The 22012-nt window shown below is 43.6% G+C and carries 18 protein-coding genes and 1 pseudogene; 4 read left to right on the top strand and 15 right to left on the bottom strand.

Features of this window, described 5'->3' with window-relative positions; genetic code table 11:
* Nucleotides 1-84 precede the first annotated feature (84 nt).
* Nucleotides 85-1653, bottom strand: a complete 1569-nt coding sequence (locus MSG38_RS02060) for an amidohydrolase family protein (RefSeq protein WP_248400869.1) — start codon at nucleotides 1651-1653, stop codon at nucleotides 85-87.
* 319 nt (nucleotides 1654-1972) lie between these two features.
* Complete coding sequence (locus MSG38_RS02065) at nucleotides 1973-2737, bottom strand: hypothetical protein (RefSeq protein WP_248400870.1); 765 nt, start codon at nucleotides 2735-2737, stop codon at nucleotides 1973-1975.
* A 287-nt stretch (nucleotides 2738-3024) separates the two neighbouring features.
* Between MSG38_RS02065 and MSG38_RS02070 the strand changes: the two genes are divergently transcribed.
* Nucleotides 3025-3510: a DUF3299 domain-containing protein gene (locus MSG38_RS02070; RefSeq protein ID WP_248400871.1), complete on the top strand. Its 486-nt coding sequence runs from the start codon at nucleotides 3025-3027 to the stop codon at nucleotides 3508-3510.
* 147 nt (nucleotides 3511-3657) lie between these two features.
* Nucleotides 3658-4575 (top strand): LysR family transcriptional regulator, encoded by a 918-nt coding sequence (locus MSG38_RS02075; RefSeq protein WP_048612554.1) that lies wholly within the window; start codon nucleotides 3658-3660, stop codon nucleotides 4573-4575.
* Nucleotides 4576-4676: 101 nt separating this feature from the next.
* Here MSG38_RS02075 and MSG38_RS02080 read toward each other — a convergent pair whose 3' ends face one another.
* The 11 genes and pseudogenes from MSG38_RS02080 to MSG38_RS02130 form a co-directional block, all read right to left on the bottom strand.
* Nucleotides 4677-6743 (bottom strand): carboxylesterase family protein, encoded by a 2067-nt coding sequence (locus MSG38_RS02080; protein ID WP_248400872.1) that lies wholly within the window; start codon nucleotides 6741-6743, stop codon nucleotides 4677-4679.
* 198 nt (nucleotides 6744-6941) lie between these two features.
* Nucleotides 6942-8576 carry a hypothetical protein gene (locus MSG38_RS02085; protein ID WP_248400873.1) on the bottom strand — a complete coding sequence of 545 codons (1635 nt, stop codon included), beginning with the start codon at nucleotides 8574-8576 and terminating at the stop codon, nucleotides 6942-6944.
* Between the two features lie 280 nt (nucleotides 8577-8856).
* Nucleotides 8857-10044, bottom strand: a complete 1188-nt coding sequence (locus tag MSG38_RS02090) for a BamA/TamA family outer membrane protein (protein WP_248400874.1) — start codon at nucleotides 10042-10044, stop codon at nucleotides 8857-8859.
* Nucleotides 10045-10247: 203 nt separating this feature from the next.
* The gene (locus MSG38_RS02095; protein WP_052879631.1) at nucleotides 10248-11429 is read right to left on the bottom strand and encodes a C45 family peptidase; all 1182 of its coding nucleotides are present in this window, start codon (nucleotides 11427-11429) and stop codon (nucleotides 10248-10250) included.
* A 315-nt stretch (nucleotides 11430-11744) separates the two neighbouring features.
* Entirely contained in the window at nucleotides 11745-12608 is an 864-nt protein-coding gene (locus tag MSG38_RS02100) for a delta-class carbonic anhydrase (protein ID WP_248400875.1), read from the bottom strand.
* 357 nt (nucleotides 12609-12965) lie between these two features.
* Nucleotides 12966-13427: a hypothetical protein gene (locus tag MSG38_RS02105; protein WP_248400876.1), complete on the bottom strand. Its 462-nt coding sequence runs from the start codon at nucleotides 13425-13427 to the stop codon at nucleotides 12966-12968.
* A gap of 136 nt (nucleotides 13428-13563) precedes the next feature.
* Nucleotides 13564-13941: a VOC family protein gene (locus MSG38_RS02110; protein ID WP_248401082.1), complete on the bottom strand. Its 378-nt coding sequence runs from the start codon at nucleotides 13939-13941 to the stop codon at nucleotides 13564-13566.
* A gap of 124 nt (nucleotides 13942-14065) precedes the next feature.
* A pseudogene (locus tag MSG38_RS02115) lies at nucleotides 14066-14254 on the bottom strand (hypothetical protein); the annotation flags it as partial.
* Between the two features lie 47 nt (nucleotides 14255-14301).
* A complete protein-coding gene (gene trpS / locus MSG38_RS02120; RefSeq protein ID WP_050650473.1) occupies nucleotides 14302-15330 on the bottom strand; it encodes a tryptophan--tRNA ligase in 1029 nt (342 codons plus the stop codon).
* A 251-nt stretch (nucleotides 15331-15581) separates the two neighbouring features.
* Nucleotides 15582-16382 (bottom strand): hypothetical protein, encoded by an 801-nt coding sequence (locus MSG38_RS02125; protein WP_248400877.1) that lies wholly within the window; start codon nucleotides 16380-16382, stop codon nucleotides 15582-15584.
* A gap of 253 nt (nucleotides 16383-16635) precedes the next feature.
* Nucleotides 16636-17967, bottom strand: coding sequence for a D-serine ammonia-lyase (locus MSG38_RS02130; protein ID WP_248400878.1), 1332 nt, complete (start codon nucleotides 17965-17967; stop codon nucleotides 16636-16638).
* A 255-nt stretch (nucleotides 17968-18222) separates the two neighbouring features.
* Here MSG38_RS02130 and dsdC point away from each other — a divergent pair, with 255 nt between their 5' ends.
* Both dsdC and MSG38_RS02140 read left to right on the top strand, forming a co-directional pair.
* On the top strand, nucleotides 18223-19164 hold the full coding sequence (dsdC, locus tag MSG38_RS02135) for a DNA-binding transcriptional regulator DsdC (RefSeq protein ID WP_248400879.1): 942 nt from the start codon (nucleotides 18223-18225) through the stop codon (nucleotides 19162-19164).
* Nucleotides 19165-19315: 151 nt separating this feature from the next.
* Entirely contained in the window at nucleotides 19316-20509 is a 1194-nt protein-coding gene (locus MSG38_RS02140) for a CynX/NimT family MFS transporter (protein WP_050654411.1), read from the top strand.
* Nucleotides 20510-20539: 30 nt separating this feature from the next.
* Here MSG38_RS02140 and MSG38_RS02145 read toward each other — a convergent pair whose 3' ends face one another.
* A complete protein-coding gene (locus MSG38_RS02145; RefSeq protein ID WP_248400880.1) occupies nucleotides 20540-21337 on the bottom strand; it encodes an AraC family transcriptional regulator in 798 nt (265 codons plus the stop codon).
* A 57-nt stretch (nucleotides 21338-21394) separates the two neighbouring features.
* Entirely contained in the window at nucleotides 21395-21928 is a 534-nt protein-coding gene (locus tag MSG38_RS02150; RefSeq protein ID WP_248400881.1) for a YbhB/YbcL family Raf kinase inhibitor-like protein, read from the bottom strand.
* Nucleotides 21929-22012 lie beyond the last annotated feature (84 nt).

Consider the following 22012-nt stretch of genomic DNA (forward strand, 5'->3'; position numbering starts at 1 on the left):
CTTTAGATGCTAATTTGGTGATAAAAAACAGACGTGAAACCGAAGTTGTCGCGTCTGCTTCTATTAACGTTTGTTTAAGTAGCTTTACTTAGTAACGCTATTACGCACCGCTTTACCTGGGTAAACATTTGGCAGCACTTTAGAGTCTTCTACGACTACTGTACCGTTAACCACAACATAAGGGATACCTGTTGATGGCAAACCTGGTTCTTTAAGTGTCGAGTTGTCCGTTACCGTTTCAGGATCAAACATCGTGATGTCAGCATCGGCGCCCACTTGAATACGACCCTTTTGGCTCATTTGATCAATACCATTGTCTTGCAAGAACTTAGCTGGCATGTAAGACATTTTAGAAACCGCAGACATCAATGGCATCAGGTTGTCCTCACGAACCATTTTCAATACTCGAGCTTGAGTACCAGCGGCTCTTGGGTGTCCTTGTAGACCTTCATAAGACGTATTCCAGCTGTAAGCCATCATTCCATCCTCTTTCATCAGTGGGAAAGCATCACTACCGACAATTGTAGACTCATGAGCGAGCGCGTTTTTAAGGTCTTGATCCGTTGCACCGTAGAACATGACACTCGCTTGAGGGTTCTCTTTTAGCAACTGCTCGTATCGCTCTTTGGTTAGAGGTTTCATTGTTTCTGTTTCAATAATGTCTGAGTAATCTCGTGCCATATTGCGCTGGTAGTTTTCTGGCTCTAGGTAGTCCGCCGCTGCAATGGTTGCACCATAGTTATATGGGTAGATCTCTGCTGCAACGTTCATGCCTTTGGCTTTTGCATCGTCCAGCATCTTAAGTGCGACCGGTGTTTCATTGAGAGTTTGCTGGTGCATGTGCTGAACCAACAAACCACCACCATAAATACCCACTCCAGATAGCATCTCTTCAATACCAATTAAGCCTGATGTTGGTGGAAGTTGGCTTGAGAATCGACCGTGCAAAAACGTTGGAACACCGTATTCACCCGCAAGTCTCTGCCACTCTTTAGTTTCGATGGTCGTCGCCGCTTTAGACATGTAACCTACTGGAACACCGATACCTAAACCGCCATCTTTGAGCTCCTTGTCGACCATTTCAGAAATCGTCTCTATTTGCTCTCTAGATGCAATCTGAGTCATTGAATCACCAGAAATCTTCGACGCTTTTGCCTCTTCGGTATCAAAAATATCGTTAATCATTGTACCCGTGCGTGTGTGGTAGTCGTCGTTAAACACTTTGGTACGAATACCCGCAGATGACACGCTCGCACCAAAGTTCGTTTGTGAACTGCCGTCCAATCGTTGATACCAATCACTCACTGGATAAGCGCCAACTTCTAGAGCCAATGGCGTTGTAACACCACTACGTAGCTGTAGCTTTTGCATGACAGGAATCGCAACAACGTGTGAGTGAGTATCAATAAAACCAGGTGCGACAACCAGCCCTTCAGCATCAATCATTTTATCGCCTTCGATAGCATCGCCAGTGATAGCGACGATCTTTCCATCTTCAACCGCGACATTGGCAACTTGGTCATAGCCCGTTTCAGGGTCCATAACTCGACCATTCATGATAACGAGATCGTAAGCGAAGACACTTGGTGACATTGCCACCAGCATTGCTAGGGCCGTACGTTTGATTTGAGTAGCTTTGATTTGCTTGTTCATAATGTTGACTCCAAAGGTAAATAAGTAAATTAAGTCAGCGTTGTCCGCCTCTTTGATTCGCATTATTGATGAACTTTGTCAGTCTGATAAATCACTTAGGACGGACTCAACACATCCAAATCTCATCAAGTAAAGTAAGTTATTGATATTGTTAAGAACCCACATCTAAACACGGCTTACTTTGATGATAGTATTTTTGAAATTATTTAATTTTCTTAAATTCGTGTGAAAGTTAGTGGGTTAAGCGACTCAATTAGTCACGCCACAAACGAAAAAAGGCAGCGCTATTAGCGCTGCCTTTCCGGTTATACATCAAAAGTTAGAAATAGAATTTGTAGTTAGCCCAAACAACCGTATCGTCGATATCAATAGCGCGAGTTTGGGACTGCATATAACCTGTGGTGTTATCGACTCTTAGCTGCCCCCATCGAGTTTTATCGTTAGAGAAAGGCGTCGCAATCATTAATGTTGATTTAAGCATCGACGTTTCAATATCACCGTTTAAGTAATTGTACTCTGGCCACGCACCGATGTAAGTACCATCTTCACCCAACTGATACATCATATAGAAAGCGGCTGATCCGCCGATCGCTTCTTTCTTGTCAGCATCAAACGACAACACTGACGCATCAGAATATTCACCTGCCAATACGCCTAAGCGCGGGAATAGCTGGAGTCCTTTCACCCCGGTATCAATCGCTGCAACTCCGCCCAATGACGCAGAAGTAAACATCGAGTTATCAATAACGTCGAGCGATAGCGCAGCTCTTGGAACAATTTTGTTCTCTGTTGAAAAAACATGGAAATACTGAACTCGACTGTCAGAATATTTCCCTTGTTGAGTCATAGTTCCTTCGACGGTGAGCATGCCTGTCTGCCCATTATCAAAATGAAAGTCGCCAGATATTGAACCCTTTACATCGCCTTGGTTACTCATACCAAAATACGCTGAAGTGCTCGTTTCCGTTAAGTCTGACGGGTTCGGCTCAGACTCTGCAGCGAATAGAGGCGCTGCTGCTAATAAAGGCGCTGTCGCTGCAATTGAAAGAATAGATAGTGAAAGTGTTTTGCGGTTAATCATCATATATACCTGTGTAAGTTAAGTTATCACCCTCCTATGAATGAGCGAACTGTTCGCCCTCGTTTCCGTACACCGATATTATTGAATGGAACTGATCTATCTAAAACTCCACTTAGACGGATGTAACACGTCCAAATGATAAATTCAGTTGCTCTGTTGATATTTCCTAATCCCCTCGATGAAAAACCACAATAAGGACGAGTTTGATCCATCATTGATGATTCGTTTGATGATCCATACCACTTTAATATCGCCTGCATCCCCAACAGCAAAGATATTAAAGAGGCAACATGAAAAAGCTAACAACACTTGGACTATCAGTCGCACTTTTTAGCGCGTTCTCCGTTCACGCAGACACCGAGGAAATAGAGTGGATTGATCTTGTGCCAGCGCAAGAACAAGCCATGATCAGAGAAGCGACACAGCCTTTCCTCGCCGAACATTCTTGGGATATGCCAGAACAAAATAAGTTAGGCTCAGTAAGAAAAGAGCTTGATGGGCAACGTGTTAAGATTCCGGGATTCATCATTCCTCTTGAAGGTGATGATGAGATCGCTACTGAGTTTTTGTTGGTTCCTTATTACGGTGCCTGCATACACGTACCGCCACCACCGACCAATCAAATCATCTATGTAAACTCTCCTAAAGATGTGAGCGCACAAGGGTTATGGGATACGGTGTATTTGACGGGAACCCTGAGAACGAAAGATACCTCGACAGACGTTGCCGATACGGGTTATCAAATGATTGATATCGAAATCGCACCCTATCAATAACAAACTCCTGTACCGCTGCGCTCCAACCTCCCCCCAAATACCTATTCTGCCCAACTACGACGCACATCATAGTTGGGCATATGAATTACCTAATCCTACGAATATCTGATACGTTATACTTAATGGACTAACAATTGAGTACAACGTATGAATTTTAGTATTGAACAGTTACTCGCCTTTGTGACCGTTTACGAAGAGCGTTCATTCAGCAAGGCTGCTGCCCGATTAAACAAACACCGTACAACCACTGGCCAAGTCATCAATAACCTTGAAGACGTGCTTGCTGTTGAGCTATTTGAGCGCATAGGTCGCACAGTAGAACCGACCGAAGATGGTAAGCTTCTTTATCACTACGCTAAGTCTGCGATAGAGCAATCTCGTATCTTCGATAATATCGCGCTAAGCCTCTCTTACGGTGGACTGGAAAGCATCAATTTTGCCTATCCAAGCATGACTCCACATCGCCTACTCTCTTCCATACGAGCCCAACTCGACCAAGACTTTCCAAACATGAAGGTTAACTTTCTGGTGAGAACAAAGAGCCAGATTGAACAAGGCTTAGCAAGTGGTGATATTCACTTTGGCTTGGTGATGATCGACAAAGGCAAAGGTATGTACAGTAAGGACTCGACCTTTATTGGCCATATCGAGTTTTTGCCGTTTGTGAAAAAAGGAGGCAAACTCTCTCAGCTTTCGCCAACAGAAGCATTAACCGCTTTACGCAGCACACGTCAGTTCGTTTTGAGTGCGTTTAAAGATGAAGGTCTCAAAGAGAAGCTCTTAGTATCAGCGATACACGAAGAAGTTGATCAACTTGCCTTGGTTATAAAGTTGGTTCAAGACGAGCTCGGTTGGGCGTGGTTACCTAAGGTGTTGTCAGAGTCACCCTATGTAACTGAAAGCTTGGAAACACTGGAGTTAGACCAACTGAAGATGGGAATGAAATTCTCGTTTGCGCTTTGGAATCCACATTCAAAACAGATCATGGAAGTGAAAAAGTCGATCATGACAGCGACAGATGCCTACGTTGAACGCTTTATCGCACTGCAGAATCCATTGAATTAGAAGCACTAAAGCAAGCATGGCATTGATGCATACTAGCTTATGATACAAACAAAAAAGTGATCCTAATGGATCACTTTTTTGTTTGTTGGTTAGTTAGTTAGTTAGAGATAATTGGCGATGAGATTAAGGTCTTCTAGGCCATCTAACCGTCCATTTCGCAATACCGGGTCGACACCTTGCTGGAAGTAATTATCCCAGTTTAATTCTAGGTGGATACTGCCTTCATTATCTATCGACATAACACTGTCGGTCGCTTCACTATATTGGTAATCACTAAACAGCGCATCACTGAACCAAATTCGTGACAACTTGTTCATCAGTGCTTTGTCTTTCTTCGACGGCGATACTTCTTCACCATCCAATTTAAATGACTTGTTGAACACAAATGGCAGCTCTGAACCATTACACGCTCCACTAATACAAGAGACGGTTTTTAATGCATCTGAAATATCGACGCTTCGCTCTTCGCCCTTGGTATTGTATGCCCAAACATTGAAGCTCGGTTTGTAGTCAAACTGGTAAAACGTGACGGGTTGTTGAGATTGCTTTGCTTTAATACGTGATGGACCACTAAAGAGCATGTCGTTCATCATCATTTTGAACTGCCCCATATTTCGCATTGCATTATCGAGCTCACTTTCGTCATTTGGATAAAAGTCGGTAAGCGACAGTAGCTCGCTTGTACTGTTTCGATTTTCAAGTCCAAAATACAATTGACTCACCGCTTCGTAAGCCGATTTAGGCAACACGGCAAGCAGATCTTCCAGTTCAAGTTGTATGGTGGCTTCGCCATCTGCCGATGCAAATAGCGAATCAATATCTGTTGATGCCTCATCACTTTGCACCCAGTTTTGAACCGCATTAATCCAGTCTTGAGAGGTGGCGTTATCACTTTGCAGCTCTGGTGATTGTTCCAGCACCAAATCGAGTATTTTAGGAATGAGAAACGTCAGAGTTGGCAACATACTCATCGTGTTCGAGTCTTTTGCGTTAACGCCGATTACCGTTGGAACGATAAAATCGGACTGGTACGGTTGTGCCGCATTTTGACTGCACGCCCCGAGTAGAGATGTCTTTTCACACGCCAAATAAGGCGAGAAAGGCATTAATGTCCCCATAGGTGTATGGTCTGCCTTACCTAATGATATTGGTGAATATTCATTTACTAATGGCAGAATACTTTTAAGTAGCCAATCTTTGATACGCGTTGTCGGTGACAATAACGACTCTTGAGTGAGCAATACTTCTTCCAAAGATGCGTCAACAAGATCTAGCTCGTCGTCTTGGCTCTTCGCAACATCGTAGCTTCGGTATTCAAAACCATACGGATTACTTTGCATGATACTACGTTGAAAATAGTCATTAACCTGCCCTTCTTTCTCAGCTTGCTGCTGCAATATCGATACAGACATCGCGCCTGATCCTTGCCCCATCAACGTGACATTCTGAGCATCTCCACCAAATGCTTCTATGTGTTGGTTTACCCACTCTAGCGCAGTTTGTTGGTCACCAATGCCGTAGTTGCCACTGTTGTTTTCACCTTTAACCCAATGACTTCCCAGTACGCCCAATCGATAATTGAATGTAATGAAAATAAACGGATTAGTCTCTGCCGATCCTTGAGCCACAATCGTGTCTCCATGAATAAGCTTGGCAGACCCCGAGCCGTACTCAAAGTCTCCACCGTGTATAAACAGATAGACAGGTAAACCATCCCCGCTTTGTGTTCCCTCTGGGCGCCATAGGTTCAAGTTGAGACAATCTTCAGACTGCGATTGAGCTGTCGCCTTTAACTGTGGGCACGCGTCACCAAACTCGGTTGCATCAATCGTGCTCTCTAAATAAGTCAGTTCACTATGGGCAAAACGATTTGCATGGCCAAATTGAACGCCTTTAAAAGCTTCAATATCAACCAAGCTCTCTTCGCCTTGATTGTCTTGAATCAAAACGGATTCTTGCAATGCCTTTAGTGTCGCGTTGCCAACATTCGCGGTGATTATTTTCGCAGGCAGCGGCATCAGTTGTGGTTGTTCTGGCGTGGTTCCTGAGTCTGAACTTTTGTCTGAACCACACCCGATAAGAAGTGAGGTAATGCCGAGAGTTAGTAACGTTTTATTATTAAAATGAGAACGCTGATTTCGCTTAACAGTTGGAAATTTAAAATTCATGGTTGAGCCTGCATTTGGTTATGTTTATTGCTTCACAATGCGAACTCCCTGCGCGTTATACTTTCCATTGAATCGTTGTTTAGTCGGTATTCAGTTATCAGTGTTGGGTTAATGAAATGAGTTTATGTCATAAAAACACATCCAGTTAATCTCCTATGACGGATGAAACCCTCTCCATTAACGCTCAACATCTCATGCTTAAAATCGATAGCCAAAATTGACCGTCATCGAATCTCGCGTTTCACCTTTGTTATAAAGAAAGGTCAAATTGTAGTTCTTACCTAATTGTTTATTCACACCCACCAAATACGCCCACTGAGATAAGCTCACGCCAATGTCATAATCAAATTCCAAGTCACCCGCAACCACATGCCCTGCCATTCTTGAATCCAAACCTTGGTACTCAGCACCAACAAATAGCTGAGTACGATAATCAACGAGTTGATAGCCAAGCATAGGCTGAACAGTCACAATGCCATCTCCCCAATTGTCAGTGTCTTTTAAACGCGTTTTTGTATAACTGCCCGATACAGAAGCAAAAAATTCTTTATATCCCACGGACAAAGTTGTCCCTAAGCCCACGATGTCATACTCCAAACTCAACGGAATTTTCACACGACCCGTTTGGCAAAGTGCCGACAACTCACTACAAAATGCATCCCCAAGGTGTGGTAGTTTGTTGTTTAATTTATCTCGGAGAAACTCACCCGCCTCACCGGTGTATTCCGCATCAACTTGAGCATCGACGTTGATTTTTCCAACCAAACCATAAACATTCCAAAACGGTAATATATTGAGATCAGCTCTAAGCGTTAAACTTTCAGCATTAACAGCTCCGATGCTAGCGTAAGGGTCGAAAAGATCATTCAAGCCCACACCTTGAATCACGAAATCAGTGAATGGGATGTCCATGTTCTGGTTCCTGTACGCGACAGACACACCAAAAGGCAATGGCAAATCGATTCCTTGACGGCGAACCATATCGCCCATCAAAGGAAACACTCGGTCTAGCACAACACTCTCTTCTCTCATTCGCGGATCCGATACTTGCTCAAGCATTTTGTGGTCTAGGACTGTCACCTCATTTTGCTCATCATAAATAGCAATTGGACGAATCATCGTGTTCATACGCACTGGCTTATCGCGCTTCTTACCTTCAACTTCGATGTGCTTACTGTCGATAATAAGCTTTCCTGACTCGAGTCTTTTAAAATCAAGTCGTTGTAAGTAACTCTCGATTTGATATCCATTGAATTTAAACGGCTGATCGTTATAGATACTCATCGTCTGTGGCTGCCCATTAACGAGTTCAACTTTCACGCTTAAATGACGGAAGTACGAAATATCCTGCGGTAATGCATACTTTGAGTATTCAAAGAAGATATCGACACGACCATTACCATGATCCTTAGCTTTAACTGAATACGGGTCGTAGCTCTCAGCGTAATGCCTCAGTCGATATTCGGTTCTGACAAATGCTTCAATTTCATCGATAATTTGCTCTTGTTCATCAAGGTCATCGGGATTGTATTTAATTCGCAGATCAATGTTGCCTTTGGTATCGGTGTTCTTCACTAAGAAGACTTTTGATTCACGAACATTGTCTCCAACTACAATTTTACGAGTCGCATATTCAACCAAGTGCTCTCCTTGCATGAGAGAACTCATGGCCAACTTAGGAATGTCTTCACTGAGCGAATAACGTTTGAAAATCTCTTTACCAGGATGGTCAGCTTTCGACTCAGCTGATAGCACTGAAAACGAAGCCCACCAAAATAACGGGGTTGCGAACAAAACGAGGGTTCTAAAGCTGAACAGATTAAATATTTTCATTATTTGAGTGCCAAATACTTCCACCAAATACCTAAAGCCATAGATAAGGCAGATTAAATTTAATGAGTGAACCCTCCTGTTCACCAAATCATAACGACCATCAAACCTTCGATATCAGAATGAAGCTTCTTTGGTATGGCTACATTTTACGGCCTATTTTCCCATCCCTTGAATCATGTATGATGGATCAAACCCATCACTAAAAATGGAAGCTGCTGTTAATAACCGTTATTAGCCGTTAGTAAAAAGAGTCTTAGACTTAGACTGGTATTTTGAATATTTAAAAACCACTCCCTAAGCTAATATAGAAAGCGTTTTCGTCGTCGCTTCGAGCCAAGTCCATACCAATTCGTAACCCATATCGGCGAGCTATCTGATATCGAAACCCGACACCATAAGCTCCTACTGTTTGGTCTTGGCTAAGTTCTGCTTCTTCTTTCGCCTGACCGTATCCATAAAACCCAGACACATTCCAACGATCATCAATGTCGAAAACAACTTGAGATTGGAGAGTGGTAATCTCATCCCCTTGATATCGATAGGAAGACACGCCTCTCAATTGGATATACGGTTGAGTGGTTGGCGAAAGAAACAACTCATCTGATTGAAAGTTTTGATAATTGGCCGCAAAAGCCAGCGTCCATTGTGTTGCCAATGGGACATAGACTTCCCCTTCGACATCTAACTTTCGGTATGCTTGATCACTGCCTAGCTTTTCATCGTAAACCATGTAATCAGCTGAAAATTGATAGCCACTGGTTGGGTAAAATAAGTTATTGCGCGTATCGTAATCTGCAGTCAATCCTAAACCCGAAGTCACGATGGTTTGACCTAAGGTGTACTCCATCAACTTATCAACGATCTGACTGTCAGAAGTTATCTCGGTATAAGAAACGAACTGTTTAACGCCCAACATAAGAGGCGTATCAGCCACTCGAAATTGGACTCCTTGCTGCAAAACAACACCACGAGTCTCAGTTGAAAACTCTAACGGTTGGATGTCCGTAGACTTGTTATTTGGGAGCTCTAGTGACAAATCTTTATAGATACTAAGATTCATTTGCCCAGCCCCAACACCACCCGTGTAACGAATGGTATCGTTCAACCATGTGTGTCGATGCCCGACAAAGGCAAACCACGATCCGTTTTCTGTACCCGCTGCGCCCAATACTGTTATCGCGCCAGGAACAAGCTGTGCGCCTCCATCGATAGCATTGAGTGCCGCTTGTTTTCTTTGCTGTTTCTGCTCGTCAGTTTCATGCATGAATACGCCGACAAGCCCCCCGCCATAACCAACAGCAGGTTCGGTAATCAAAACCGGTACAGGCAAGAAACCCACGGCGTTTTCTGCTATGTGGTGACCCATATCGAATTGGTCGTCCATAGCATCGAAAAATGAGCCATAAGAAACGGAAGAAAAAAGAGCGCCGATTAGCGAGACAGAATGAAACAATTTAGATTTAATCATTTTTGCACTTTGGTTTAATGGCAGAGTTTACGCCTGCTGGTTAAGCTTCCATGCAATGATCGGATTCGTCTATTAAAGTCCGACGAGGAGTTTGATAAGCGATTGATTACGTTTTATTGAGGCCGGTTTAAGAGGTGAGCCTACAAAAAAGGAAGGCTATGTGCTTATACAAACACATTAGCCCTACTCACTGAGTGATAACGTTACTTGTTGTTAAACAAAGACTTCACATCAATATGAGCCCAGTTGGTGTCGCTGCCAAGCGCAGGAAGTTTCACCCACATTTGCAACTCATTTAAGTCAGCAACGACTTGGTAGTTAGTTAGATCCACATCTTGATTAGTTGGCTTAGTCACACCACCATTTTCTTTGAAGCTGCCATCTTCGTTATACAGTGGTAAGTCAAAGATGTTACGCATTGCCTCAGCATCAATGTGACCGCACAGGTCATCATGACGTGCATTTAAGTTATCAAAACGTTTTAGTGAAAAGCTTTGAGTTTCACGGATACCCAAACCCCAATCTGGGTTTAAGAACGTATTAACCGTCGCAAACGAGTTAGCGTCTTTACCGCTGACGCGTTTTCTGTTTTCTTGGATTGTGTTCTCGTAAGCACAAGCCTGACCGCTTTTATCCGCTAACATCCAGATTGAAGCAATATCAGTACGTGACGCTTGGAAACGTGAGCTAAGAGCTTCGATCGAATCAGATTCCGCCATGTAATCGACCACTGAGTTTAAGAAAGATGGCTTCTCGACCGATACAATATTGCCGCCCATTGATGTACCGTCATGCAGATCGGTATACACACCCTTGTCGTTAAAACCAGTAACCATCCATTGCCAACCAGGCCAGCTCACATTCACTAATGCGTTTGAACCATCTGTTGGATTATAAACCGTTGTATAGATTGGGAAGTCTAGGAACAGATCACTCCAGTCCATATTACGACCAACAACCGAATGACCATCGACCGTGCTTTCGCCCCAAGTCGCTAACGAAGAACAACCAGAGAATGAGTGTAGCTTTCCAAGGTAAATTGCCATTGGACCGCTTTGGTCTAGCACGATGACTTTTTCCAGTGGCCAGCCTAGACCATCTGCTACACCTTGGAAGTATTGCTTACGACGTAAAGAAAGTGCTGCGAAAACGCGAGTGCCAAACAATTCATATGCTTCTTTTTGGCTGATTAGCCCTTTATCAAATTCAGGCTGAACAATAACGTCGTACATCGCTTGCATGTGCTCTTTTGACAAGTTTCCGTACTGCTTGCCCATTTCATACCAGCTGCCGTTAAGCTGAAGGACGTAAAGCATTTCCTCGCCAGTTTCAAACATTGTGCCGTTTTCGAATTGTGCTTTAGTAGTAAGTGTTGAAGTGTTCATAATGACCTCTATTTATCTAAGTAAGTTGGTTTGTTTCTTTAAGATGGGCTCATTATATGGACGATTTTTAAATACCAACAATTCGATATGACGGACGAAACTCATCCAAATATATAAGTACGAGTACATGAGATCAGAGAACATGCTTATAGAGAACACGCATTGGAACTCAAGAAGCAGTAAAGAAAGAGAAAGAGAAAGAGAAAGGATATAGCTAGGCGTGAAACATAAAGGGCATGTCATGCACAAAATACTGAGCCAAACAAAAAGGCGAACCTATTGGCTCGCCTTGATCATTTTATTGGTCAGAATCGTTTAGTCGTTACGAATAGGTGATAATAGCTCAGGGTTAACCACCAAGTTTCTCACACCGTGGGCGTGGTCTTCGTTAAAGTCATTGCCTTCACACCAGCTCCCCACTGTCGCGATGTTTACTTTCGCTACTTGTGGACGAACGCTCCATGTTACTTGGAAAGGTGAACCTTGCTCATTATAACCAGGACCCGTTGTAGAGCCTGCGTATTGAATCGCTGAGCCCGTATCTTGTGGGATGTTTGGTGCTTGGTGTAAGCCGTTCACTTTTGAATGTTTAGCGAGCGCTTCAAAGTCGAGTGCTTTGTCATCATTCACTAATACGTAAACTTGGGTTTCTACACGCAGTTGCGGGTTGGTAATCGCGTCGTTAAAACAAGCGCCCAATGTTTCACCCGGTTCAACTTGCGCCGTTGAATAAACATAGTGAACTTCAATTGTGTCACCCGAATGCAAAGAACCATGCTCGCTCGGACAAACCTTGCCCTCAAATGGTTTCAGCTCAGCAGAACTCAGTTTTCCTGTGTATTTAAAGCCACTCTGGAATCCCTTACCATCACCGTTACCAGCGTATTGAGTAAACTCGCCGCCTTTATGCTCAGCATTTTTATGGAAGTGAATATTACATAAGTTCATCGCTGTTGAATCAGGGGCATCCGAAAACAGTCTAGTATTTGTACCTTCTAATGAACCCAAATCTCGAGGAGCTTGCGGTCCAAAACCTTGTCCTTGGGTATTTTCAGAAAGCTTCTCTCTTTGTTCTGCGATAACACCATCTGATACAGACTCATGGTTCGCATCTGATGCATTTGCATGAGCTGACAACATCACCATCGCGACACTTAAAAACACACTCTTATTCTTCATTTTTCTTCCCTAGAATATTGATAACTAAACCTAAACCGACTTAACAGCAAACATCTTACTATGCTCGTAAGTGAATATAAGACTTGTCTTTGTAAGATTAGATTTCATTGCTTGCTTTGGGATGAGTATTAGAACCCTTGATGCATATAACAAGTAAAACAGGGTAAATTCGGCGAGTCCCTTCCAGAACTAATAATTTCCTATTTTCGTTAACCGTCGCCTGACTCAGCGCTCAGATAAGTGAACACGTTTCTTAGGAAGAATGGTGGCCAGATTTAGAAGATCAAAAAAGGCGAACCACCTGGCTCGCCTTCACGTTTCATTCTATCTATTAGGTTGTCGTTCTAGGTTAACGATTTAACCGTTACCGGTGGCAAATATCCCAAACGTCATGACGTTCAATGCATCTGTCACGCCCTCTAGTGATTTAATCACGGTCTTAGTCGGTTTATTATGACGAATAAAATAGCTTCCGATGCCTTTTTCACCGCCACTCTTAGCATCGCTTTCCGTTGTTTCTGTCGCTGCTACTTGAGAAGGTTCCACTGATTCTGGCTCTGCATTAGCGTGAGCTATCGTGTCTTTATTTGAATCAAGGTTAGTGAGTGGTTGATGATTAACGATTGAATCATGGGAAGAATCAACGCTGGTCTCAGCGTTTGTATCCTTTGAAGTCTCGAGATTACTCTCTCCCTCTACACTTTTCGACATAGCGTCTTCGTTGCTTAATGTCTCTTCGTCTAGCTGATGATTACTCGTTGAAGAACAAGCTGTTAAGAAGAACAGGCTAACGATGAATATGAGTAAATTTCTCATCATAATGATAAAGCACGAATTAATAAAACATTGTTCGATTGTATTTTATTTGGGTGGCGACATCCAGTGATAAGCGGAATAAACACGAAAAGCCGCGTTCTTGAAGAGTAAACAAAAGCGTACGGTTTAGTGCTTAAGACTAATAATTCGAGAGCTCAATCAGGTTGCCATCAGGATCTCGGATATAAACAGAGACAATTTTTCCTATTGCACCTGTTCGTGGTACGGGCCCTTCTTCTATCACGACGTCTTGCGCTTGGATATGTTCGACAACTTCAGCAATTGGTGTATTGGTAACAAAGCATAGGTCTGCACTTCCGACCTGAACACGCCTTGCCTTTGGATCGAACTCGCTGCCACTTAGGTGTAAATTGATCTTCTGCGTCCCAAATGACAACGCTAACCTGCCCTCACCAAATTCGATGGGCTTCATTCCAAGCACCCGTTGGTAAAAGTCGACCGTAACTTGTAAATCACTCACGGTTAATACCAAATGATCCAACTGACTGATTTCCATCATTACCTTCCTGTAACTAAGAGTGATAAGGGCTTATTGGCGGTGACTAGGCTTTGTTAGGTGAACAATGTCATTCGGCAACCCACATAACTCATAACAGACATGTAGGTTGGAATGACTTAACTTAGCCTTCGCGCTTACTGAGCGTGTAGGAAACTAAACTATCATCACCTACCTTGAACACCCAAACATTCTCGCCATCTACAAATTGAAATTGATTGGTTGATTCAGTCGGCTTTAATTTACCAATAAATTCAGACAATACTGGCCCGTTGATAATAAAGCTTCCTTCTGAAATATTCGCATCCAGATCGCCCTTCCACTCTCCCGCAGTTTGGCTCGTCATTGATACAGCCAGTGCTAGATAATATTCAGACCAAAGACGTCTTTTACATCGAACAACACCTTTTGCGTTCTTTCCCTAGAGACTTGGGTGCCATTGCGTAAAATTTCGATGAGTTGCGCTTTGTCATCCAACAGATCAGCTCTCCTTTCACGAATAGGACGAAGCATCTCTTGCAGGCACTCTTCCAACACTTTCTTAGTTTGTCCATCGCCTAGCCCACCTCTTTGGTAATGCTCTTTTAGTTGACTGACATAGTTAGTGTCTGTGTGAAAAGCATCAAGGTAAGTGAACACGATATTGCCTTCTACCTTGCCTGGGTCTTCAATTCGTAGATGATTTGGATCGGTATACATGGATTTGACTGCAGCTCTGATCTCTTTCTCTGTCGCACCCAGATTAATGGCGTTACCCATCGATTTAGACATCTTACTTTTACCATCGGTACTAGGGAGGCGAGATGCATTGCTGAGAAGTGGTCTGCATTCATTCAAGATTGGTTTGCCAGCGAGCGAATTAACCTTTCTTACAATCTCATTGGTTTGTTCTAACATCGGCAGTTGATCATCACCGACAGGCACTAAAGTCGCGTTGAAAGCGGTGATGTCTGCCGCCTGTGAGATGGGGTAAGTGAGGAAGCCTGCTGGAATTGAACGTCCAAACTCTTTGTTCTGAATTTCGCTTTTGACTGTTGGATTCCGTTCTAAGCGAGCGATAGAAACAAGATTACTGTAGAACATGGTGAGCTCAGCTAACACCGGCAACTGTGATTGCAGACAAATCGTGGTCTTGGTCGGGTCGATACCCACCGCAAGATAGTCAGCGACTACATTGAGAATGTTGGAAGAAACCTTCGAAGGATTATGGGCGTTGTCGGTAAGCCCTTGCATGTCGGCAACCAATATCGTTTGGTCGTGAATATGCTGTAAAGAGACTCTTTGTTTAAGTGAACCGACATAATGACCCAAATGCAAAGGCCCAGTTGCTCTATCGCCAGTCAGAATAATCTCAGGCTTGTTGGTATGGCTGTTTGAGTTGGTATTCATGGTGTATCTCCAAGTTAGAAAGGCTACTGGAGATAAAAAGAGGAGACATTTTTGATGACATTCTTAGCTACCGTCCAGCAGCTAAAGAATGTGAGTATTCCGTGCTGCTCTGTTAAGAGCACCACCAAAAGAAAATTGAAGTTGAAGCAGAATTAAATTTCATGGTTAAAACCTATCAACAATACAGACGAGCGACAACTGTTATTTACGCGCACCAAGAAAATAGGTTTTAAGATTAACAGGTTATAAGCTTAATCTTTACTGGAACACAGTTCAGTGATTCGGTCACACATAGCTTGGTTGACTGTGAAGTGGGAGTTAAGGAAAGTTAGTTGGGCAAGTGCCGACTCAACGGTGCGCTCGTAGCCTTGGGTAAAGGTTGGTAGCAATTGGGCAAAATTAGGAAAGCGTGCTTCTAGCCTTCTATCCGACATAAATTCATCAACGAATTCAGGCTCAGATTGTTCAGTTTGATCCACAAGATCGATCAAACGATCGAGTGCGTAAGATTGAACGAACCGACTGCCCGACAGCTTTTCGCCTCGGTTATAACGAGACATACCCACATAAAGATTGGTGAGTGCCTCACCAATGATCCACTCTTGGGAGTTTGCGTGTGCCTCGCCTTTTGCTGGTGGAACACAACACTGCGTATCAAATTCAGGTTGCTGCCAAACAATGCGCCCTTCAGCAAATGGGATTTGCGCTAACTCGTGGGGTTCAAACACTGCAAACTCACAAAAGATTCCGTCAGTGTATAAGACTTTATAGCCATCGACGGTATTTCTCACTGCGTAGTCGATTGAGTGAATATCAGATAGCCAATGCAAACTGTCTAAGAAATACTGCTTGTGCCCTGTTTGCACTATTGCGAAAAAATCGACATCTGAATACTGATCAAGTCGTTCCGTTTCAATGCCTACTGAGCCCAAACCCAGCAAAGCATGAGCCTTATCCGATGCTTCCAAAGACTCCCCAATCGCATCTAAACGCTGGAGTAATTTTTCTGGTGTGTTTATGTGTCTTGTCTGAATATCTTTATCCGTTTGCATTGCTCAATCCCTATCAAGTTGAATGCCACTCAACCTAACTGATAGTTAGAACATCTAAGAAGCTTAATTTATAAAATGTGTGTTTTGGATAACGATCTGCGCAAGTTATTGTTTGAATTACGGTGGGATTTAAAGATGAGAAAGAGTGTGTTTAAGCTATAAACAACACTCTTCTGTCATGACTTATCTTTTGAACAGCTTATATTTACAACAACTGATATTTACAAACAATTAAACGATAAAAGCTTTAGGGTTAAACCGATGACTTCGCTAAGTAAGCTGCCATTTCTTGTGGTGGCACCATGCCTCCGCCTGTCGCCCATACAAGGTGTGTTGCATTCGCTAGCGTCGACTCATTAATCTGTAAACGAGCAAGGTATTCACTATTTTGCTCAACATGAACCGCACCTGGCATACCCGCTAATGCTGAAGGCTCAAGTTGAATGCCCTCTGCTTGATTCAGTTCACCTAACAATTGGTACATACGTTCATCGGTTAATGTGTAATAACCATCAAGCAAACGCTCCATCGCGCGACCCACGAAACCTGAAGCCCGACCCACCGCCAAACCGTCTGCGGCGGTGAGGTTGTCGATACCAAGATCTTGCACCGCAATCTCATCATGCAATCCAGTATGAACACCAAGCAACATGCAAGGTGAATGAGTCGGTTCAGCAAAAATGCAGTGAACATCATCACCAAAGGCCATCTTCAAGCCAAATGCGACACCACCGGGGCCACCACCTACTCCACATGGCAAGTAAACAAATAATGGGTGTTCTTTATCTACTGAAATGTGTTGTTGCTCAAATTGCTGTTTGAGCCTTTGCCCTGCCACCGAATAACCAAGGAACAGGGTTTGCGAGTTTTCATCATCAATGAAAAAGCATCGAGGATCTTGCTCTGCTTCTTTACGTCCTTGTTCCACCGCAACGCCATAATCTTGTTCATATTCAACAACGTTGACGCCATGCTCACGAAGTTTGCTTTTCTTCCAAGCTCTCGCATCTGCCGACATATGAACAGAGACAGTAAAGCCCAATTTGGCACTCATGATACCGATCGACATGCCTAGATTGCCTGTGGAGCCAACCGCAATGCTGTATTGTTGGAAGAAGTCACGAAACTCAGGTTCGAGCAACTTACTGTAGTCATCACTCTCACACAGTAACCCGGCCTCAATCGTAAGCTTCTCGGCATGCGTTAGTACTTCATAAATACCACCCCGAGCTTTGATTGAACCTGAAATCGGTAAATGGCTGTCTTTCTTCATCATCAAACGCCCTTTTATAGGCTGCTGATAATGCGCTTCCAATACTGCTTTCATAGATGGAATGTCAACAAGCTCTGACTCGATGATGCCATTGGTCGCTTGAGTTTCAGGAAACGCCTTGGCTAGATAAGGAGCAAACCTTTGCAGCCTCATGCTCGCATCGTGAATATCTTGTTCGCCTAATCCCACATAGGGTAAACCTTGCTCCAAAGTCGTGATGTTTGGGTTAAACCAAGTCACTTCATCGAGTGCGACTAATTGTGCAAGCAGTGGGAAGTCTGAGATGAGCTTGTCGAAATTCAATACAGTCATGGGTGACCTTTTCTGGCTAAGCGCATACAGCGCAGGTTCAATCATTGGTAAACCTATTAAAACGGGATTTTGGTGTTTGTTCAAACGACGAAAAATCACATTTACATGAACTGAATTCATCTATTAATTAGAATTTCGGAAATTAACGCAACCAAAGCAACTTATGATTAACTATGAGTCATAGATAGAGCTATGATATGACATTGACGATGTGTATCGAAATCCTCTTGCTTGAATCAAGGTGCCTTTAACGAAATGTATAGCGAAGACAACCTGTACTCTAAAAATCAACGCTTAAACAGCCACCAGCTGTCAAAACTGCACACGTTTGAAGTGGCCGCTCGACATGGTTCTTTTTCACTTGCAGCCCAAGAGCTATCGATGACACCAAGTGCGATTTCTCATCGTATCAACAAGCTCGAAAGAGAGATGGATATACAGCTGTTTGAACGTGCGCACCGCAGAATCACACTGACAAGCGAAGGCAAACGCATCTATGCCGCATTGAGCCGCACCTTGAATGCTCTAAACCAAGAGATTTTAGATGTTAAGAACGAAGAAATATCGGGCACACTTACGATCTATTCACGACCGACATTTGCGCAGAGTTGGCTAGTACCTCGGATAGCGAACTTCAAACAACGTTACCCATCAATCACATTGAAACTGCTGACTGGTAATGAAAATATCAGCTTTCAAGGACACAGTATCGATATTGCTATCTATTTCGATGATCTTTTTCCCGATAAACTTTTCTGCCAAGCATTCATGCACGAGAGCATGACTCCGGTTTGTACCGCTCAATACGCTGAGTTACACGGGCTTAGTCAACAACCAGAGAACCTCAATCGAGCAACTTTACTGCACGACAGCCAAGCATGGAACTACGACTCAAACCGCAATGAATGGGAAGTGTGGGCACAAGCGAACCAACTCGGTACTGTACAGTCCAGCTCAAATATGGAATTTGACCGTTCAGATCTCGCGATCCTGGCAGCCATAAACAATGCCGGTATTGCCATTGGACGATATAGCGTTGTATCGAAATATCTTGAAGACAATACGCTTATCGCGCCATTTAACGAACCACCCGTCACGTGTAAACAACAGTACTATTTTGCGACGCCTTCAGAACACCAATCACCAAAAGTTAAAATGTTTATTGAATGGGCTTTTGAGCAAAGAGATCAGATGTAGCTGCTTATCTTCGGATCTTGCGGCTTATGTGGAATATGTGGAATATGTGAATTCTTGGCTCAACCAGCTCTTTTTAGCAGCATTAATTGTTTATACATTCAATGAACTGTAGGCTAGCCTGTCTTCTCATAAGCAAACAGTAGAACAACCTATGAGCGCCTCTCTTCGTAATAGCATTTTCGTCATGTTAGGAATTTTATTCCTAGCACTTAACCTTCGCGGGCCTTTTACGAGCTTGGCTCCTGTGCTTTCTCAGGTTATGGAAGGCCTCAACCTTACGTCGTCGGCTGCTGGCTTCTTAACGGCTTTGCCACTTCTTACCTTCGCCTTATTCTCACCATTAGTCACCAAGATATCTCAACGAATTGGTCTAGAGCCTAGCCTGCTATTAGGCTTAGTTCTGATCACGACCGGAATTACACTGCGCTCTGCTGGGTTAATCCCAGCCTTGTATGTCGGCACAGTGATGATCGGGCTTGGTATCGCGATTGGTAATGTGTTGTTACCTGTAGTAGTGAAAATTAGCTTCCCGACACGCATCGCTACTGTTACTTCTTTGTACATCTTTACGATGGGCATCGGCTCGACGTTAGGCTCAAGTTTGATGGTGCCATTTTCAGAACTCACCTTGTTCACTATGACAGGTTGGCAATTAGCGCTGTTAATGAACTTGGTATTTCCAATATTAGCTTTGATGATCTGGTTGCCTAAAATCAGAAAACGTTCATCTTCTGCTAACGATAACAAGCAACAAGACAAACCTCTGCCGATGAAGAAGATGATTAAAAGCGGCGTTGCGTGGCAAGTAACGTTGGCGCTTGGGCTTAACTCATTTACCTTCTACTCTTTGGCGGGCTGGCTGCCACAGATATTGAACGATCTTGGTTACAGCGAAATCGATGCAGGCTACATCTACGGCTTCCTGCAATTTTCGACTATGGTTCCGGGGTTGCTGTTACTGCCATTCTTAGCCAAAAGTGACAATCAACAATGGCTCATCACTCTGTGTGCATCGAGTGTGTTTGTTGGATTGATTGGCCTGTTGTATTTACCTGAGTTTGCGATCTTTTGGGTGGGACTGTTTGGATTAGCTAACTGCTCGACGTTTATTATCGCGCTCTCTTTTGTTGGCCTGAGAACATCAAATAGCAGTCAAGCCGCATCATTGTCGGGTATGGCTCAGGGAATCGGTTATGCGTTGGCAGCCACTGGTCCAACGCTGGTGGGTAAGCTTCATGCTCAGACAGATTCTTGGAGTGTTCCTATTCTGCTGATCGCATCTGTTGCCTTTGCGTGCACGATTTTCGCGGCATTGGCAGCACGAGATAAGAAAGTGAGCGTTTAGGCCAAACAAAATGATTGTGGCGTCGCGACTTTATTTGCTCGCGACACTATGGCTGACGACGGTTTTGATGTATTCACTTGGCGACAAACCAAATTTACCTTTAAAGCGCTGACTAAAACGCCCTTCCGATTGATAACCGCAAGACTGAGCCAACACCGCAACATTTTGTTGTCCGTTTTGCATCAGATAAAGCGCGTGACTCAAGCGAACTTCAGCCAACACCTCTCGATATTGCATACCTTCCAGTTTCAATTTACGGATAAGCGTGGCTCGGCTCATCGCAAAACGCTCCGCCACCGACTCTAATGGATGCTTCTCATCTGGTGAATGTGAAAGATAATGGCTAAGCTTTTGGCTAAACGAGACGTTGGCACTGGCAAACAGTCGATGCAATACCCCTTTTTCAGCTAATTGCTGGTACAAGCCCTGCAACCAAAACTGTTGAGTCTCTTTGCTCATGCTCTGTGTATCAAACGAGAACAGAGCATTGAGTGAGTCTTGTAAGTTTCGATCCGCTTTTACTGTAGGCAGCCCCAGATCATTCGAACGTTCCTCACTAAAATCAAGCATCGCCTGAGAGGGCTGGAATTGAAAGCTGAATACTCGCGACAAGAAACGCCCTTTGTGGGGCATGTTCTCAAAACTTAGTGAAGCTGATGCCTCACACAACAGCAGCTCAGAATGTGAGAGCTCTGCCGCTGAATCTTTCCAAAACAGGCGCTTACTGCCTGTAATGATCTGAATGATACTAGGGGATAGAATCCTAACATTACGCAGCTTTTGTAACTGCTCTGCACGAAAGATCGTCACTTGATATTGATGATTCATCTCATCCCCTTGTTTACTTATTATGTACGTGTATAAACTTTTAACGTACACAAGCTATTAACGTGTATAAGTTGCGGTCAGTTTCGCTTTGTCTAAAGCCATACTGTTCAACGTGAACCCAACCACTGCCGATGGCGTATTTTCGTCGAGGCTAAGTTTGTCCGTTGGTAATGCCCAAACCGTGAACTGGTAACGGTGCATGCCATCTTTTTCTGGAGGACAAACGCCACCGTAGCCAACTGTACCGTAATCAATGCGACCTTCTTTGCCACCGACTTTAGAGATGTCGACACCGCGAGGTAGCTCGTTCACAGTTGCAGGGATATCAAACGCAACCCAATGCCAGAAGCCACTTTCAGTCGGTGCATCTGGATCATAAGCTGTGATAGCAAAGCTTTTGGTGCCTGCTGGTGCATCTTTCCACATCAATTGTGGTGATTGATTATCGCCGTCACAACCCCAACTAGAGTATTCAAAAGTCTTCGCCATTGGGTGACCTTCTTGAATATCGTTGCTGGTTAATTCGAACGCCTGAGCAGAGCCTGCAGCCAAAACACTGATTGCCAATACTGATTTGATGATGAGTTTCATAATGGTTCCTCTTATTAGGTATGAGCCCAGTATAGTCCTCTCGATTCGCCCAATAACGACAGTAAGTACATAATTATCTAATTT

The sequence above is a fragment of the Vibrio sp. 1CM24A genome, assembly GCF_023161725.1.
Classification (GTDB): Bacteria; Pseudomonadota; Gammaproteobacteria; order Enterobacterales; family Vibrionaceae; genus Vibrio; species Vibrio coralliirubri.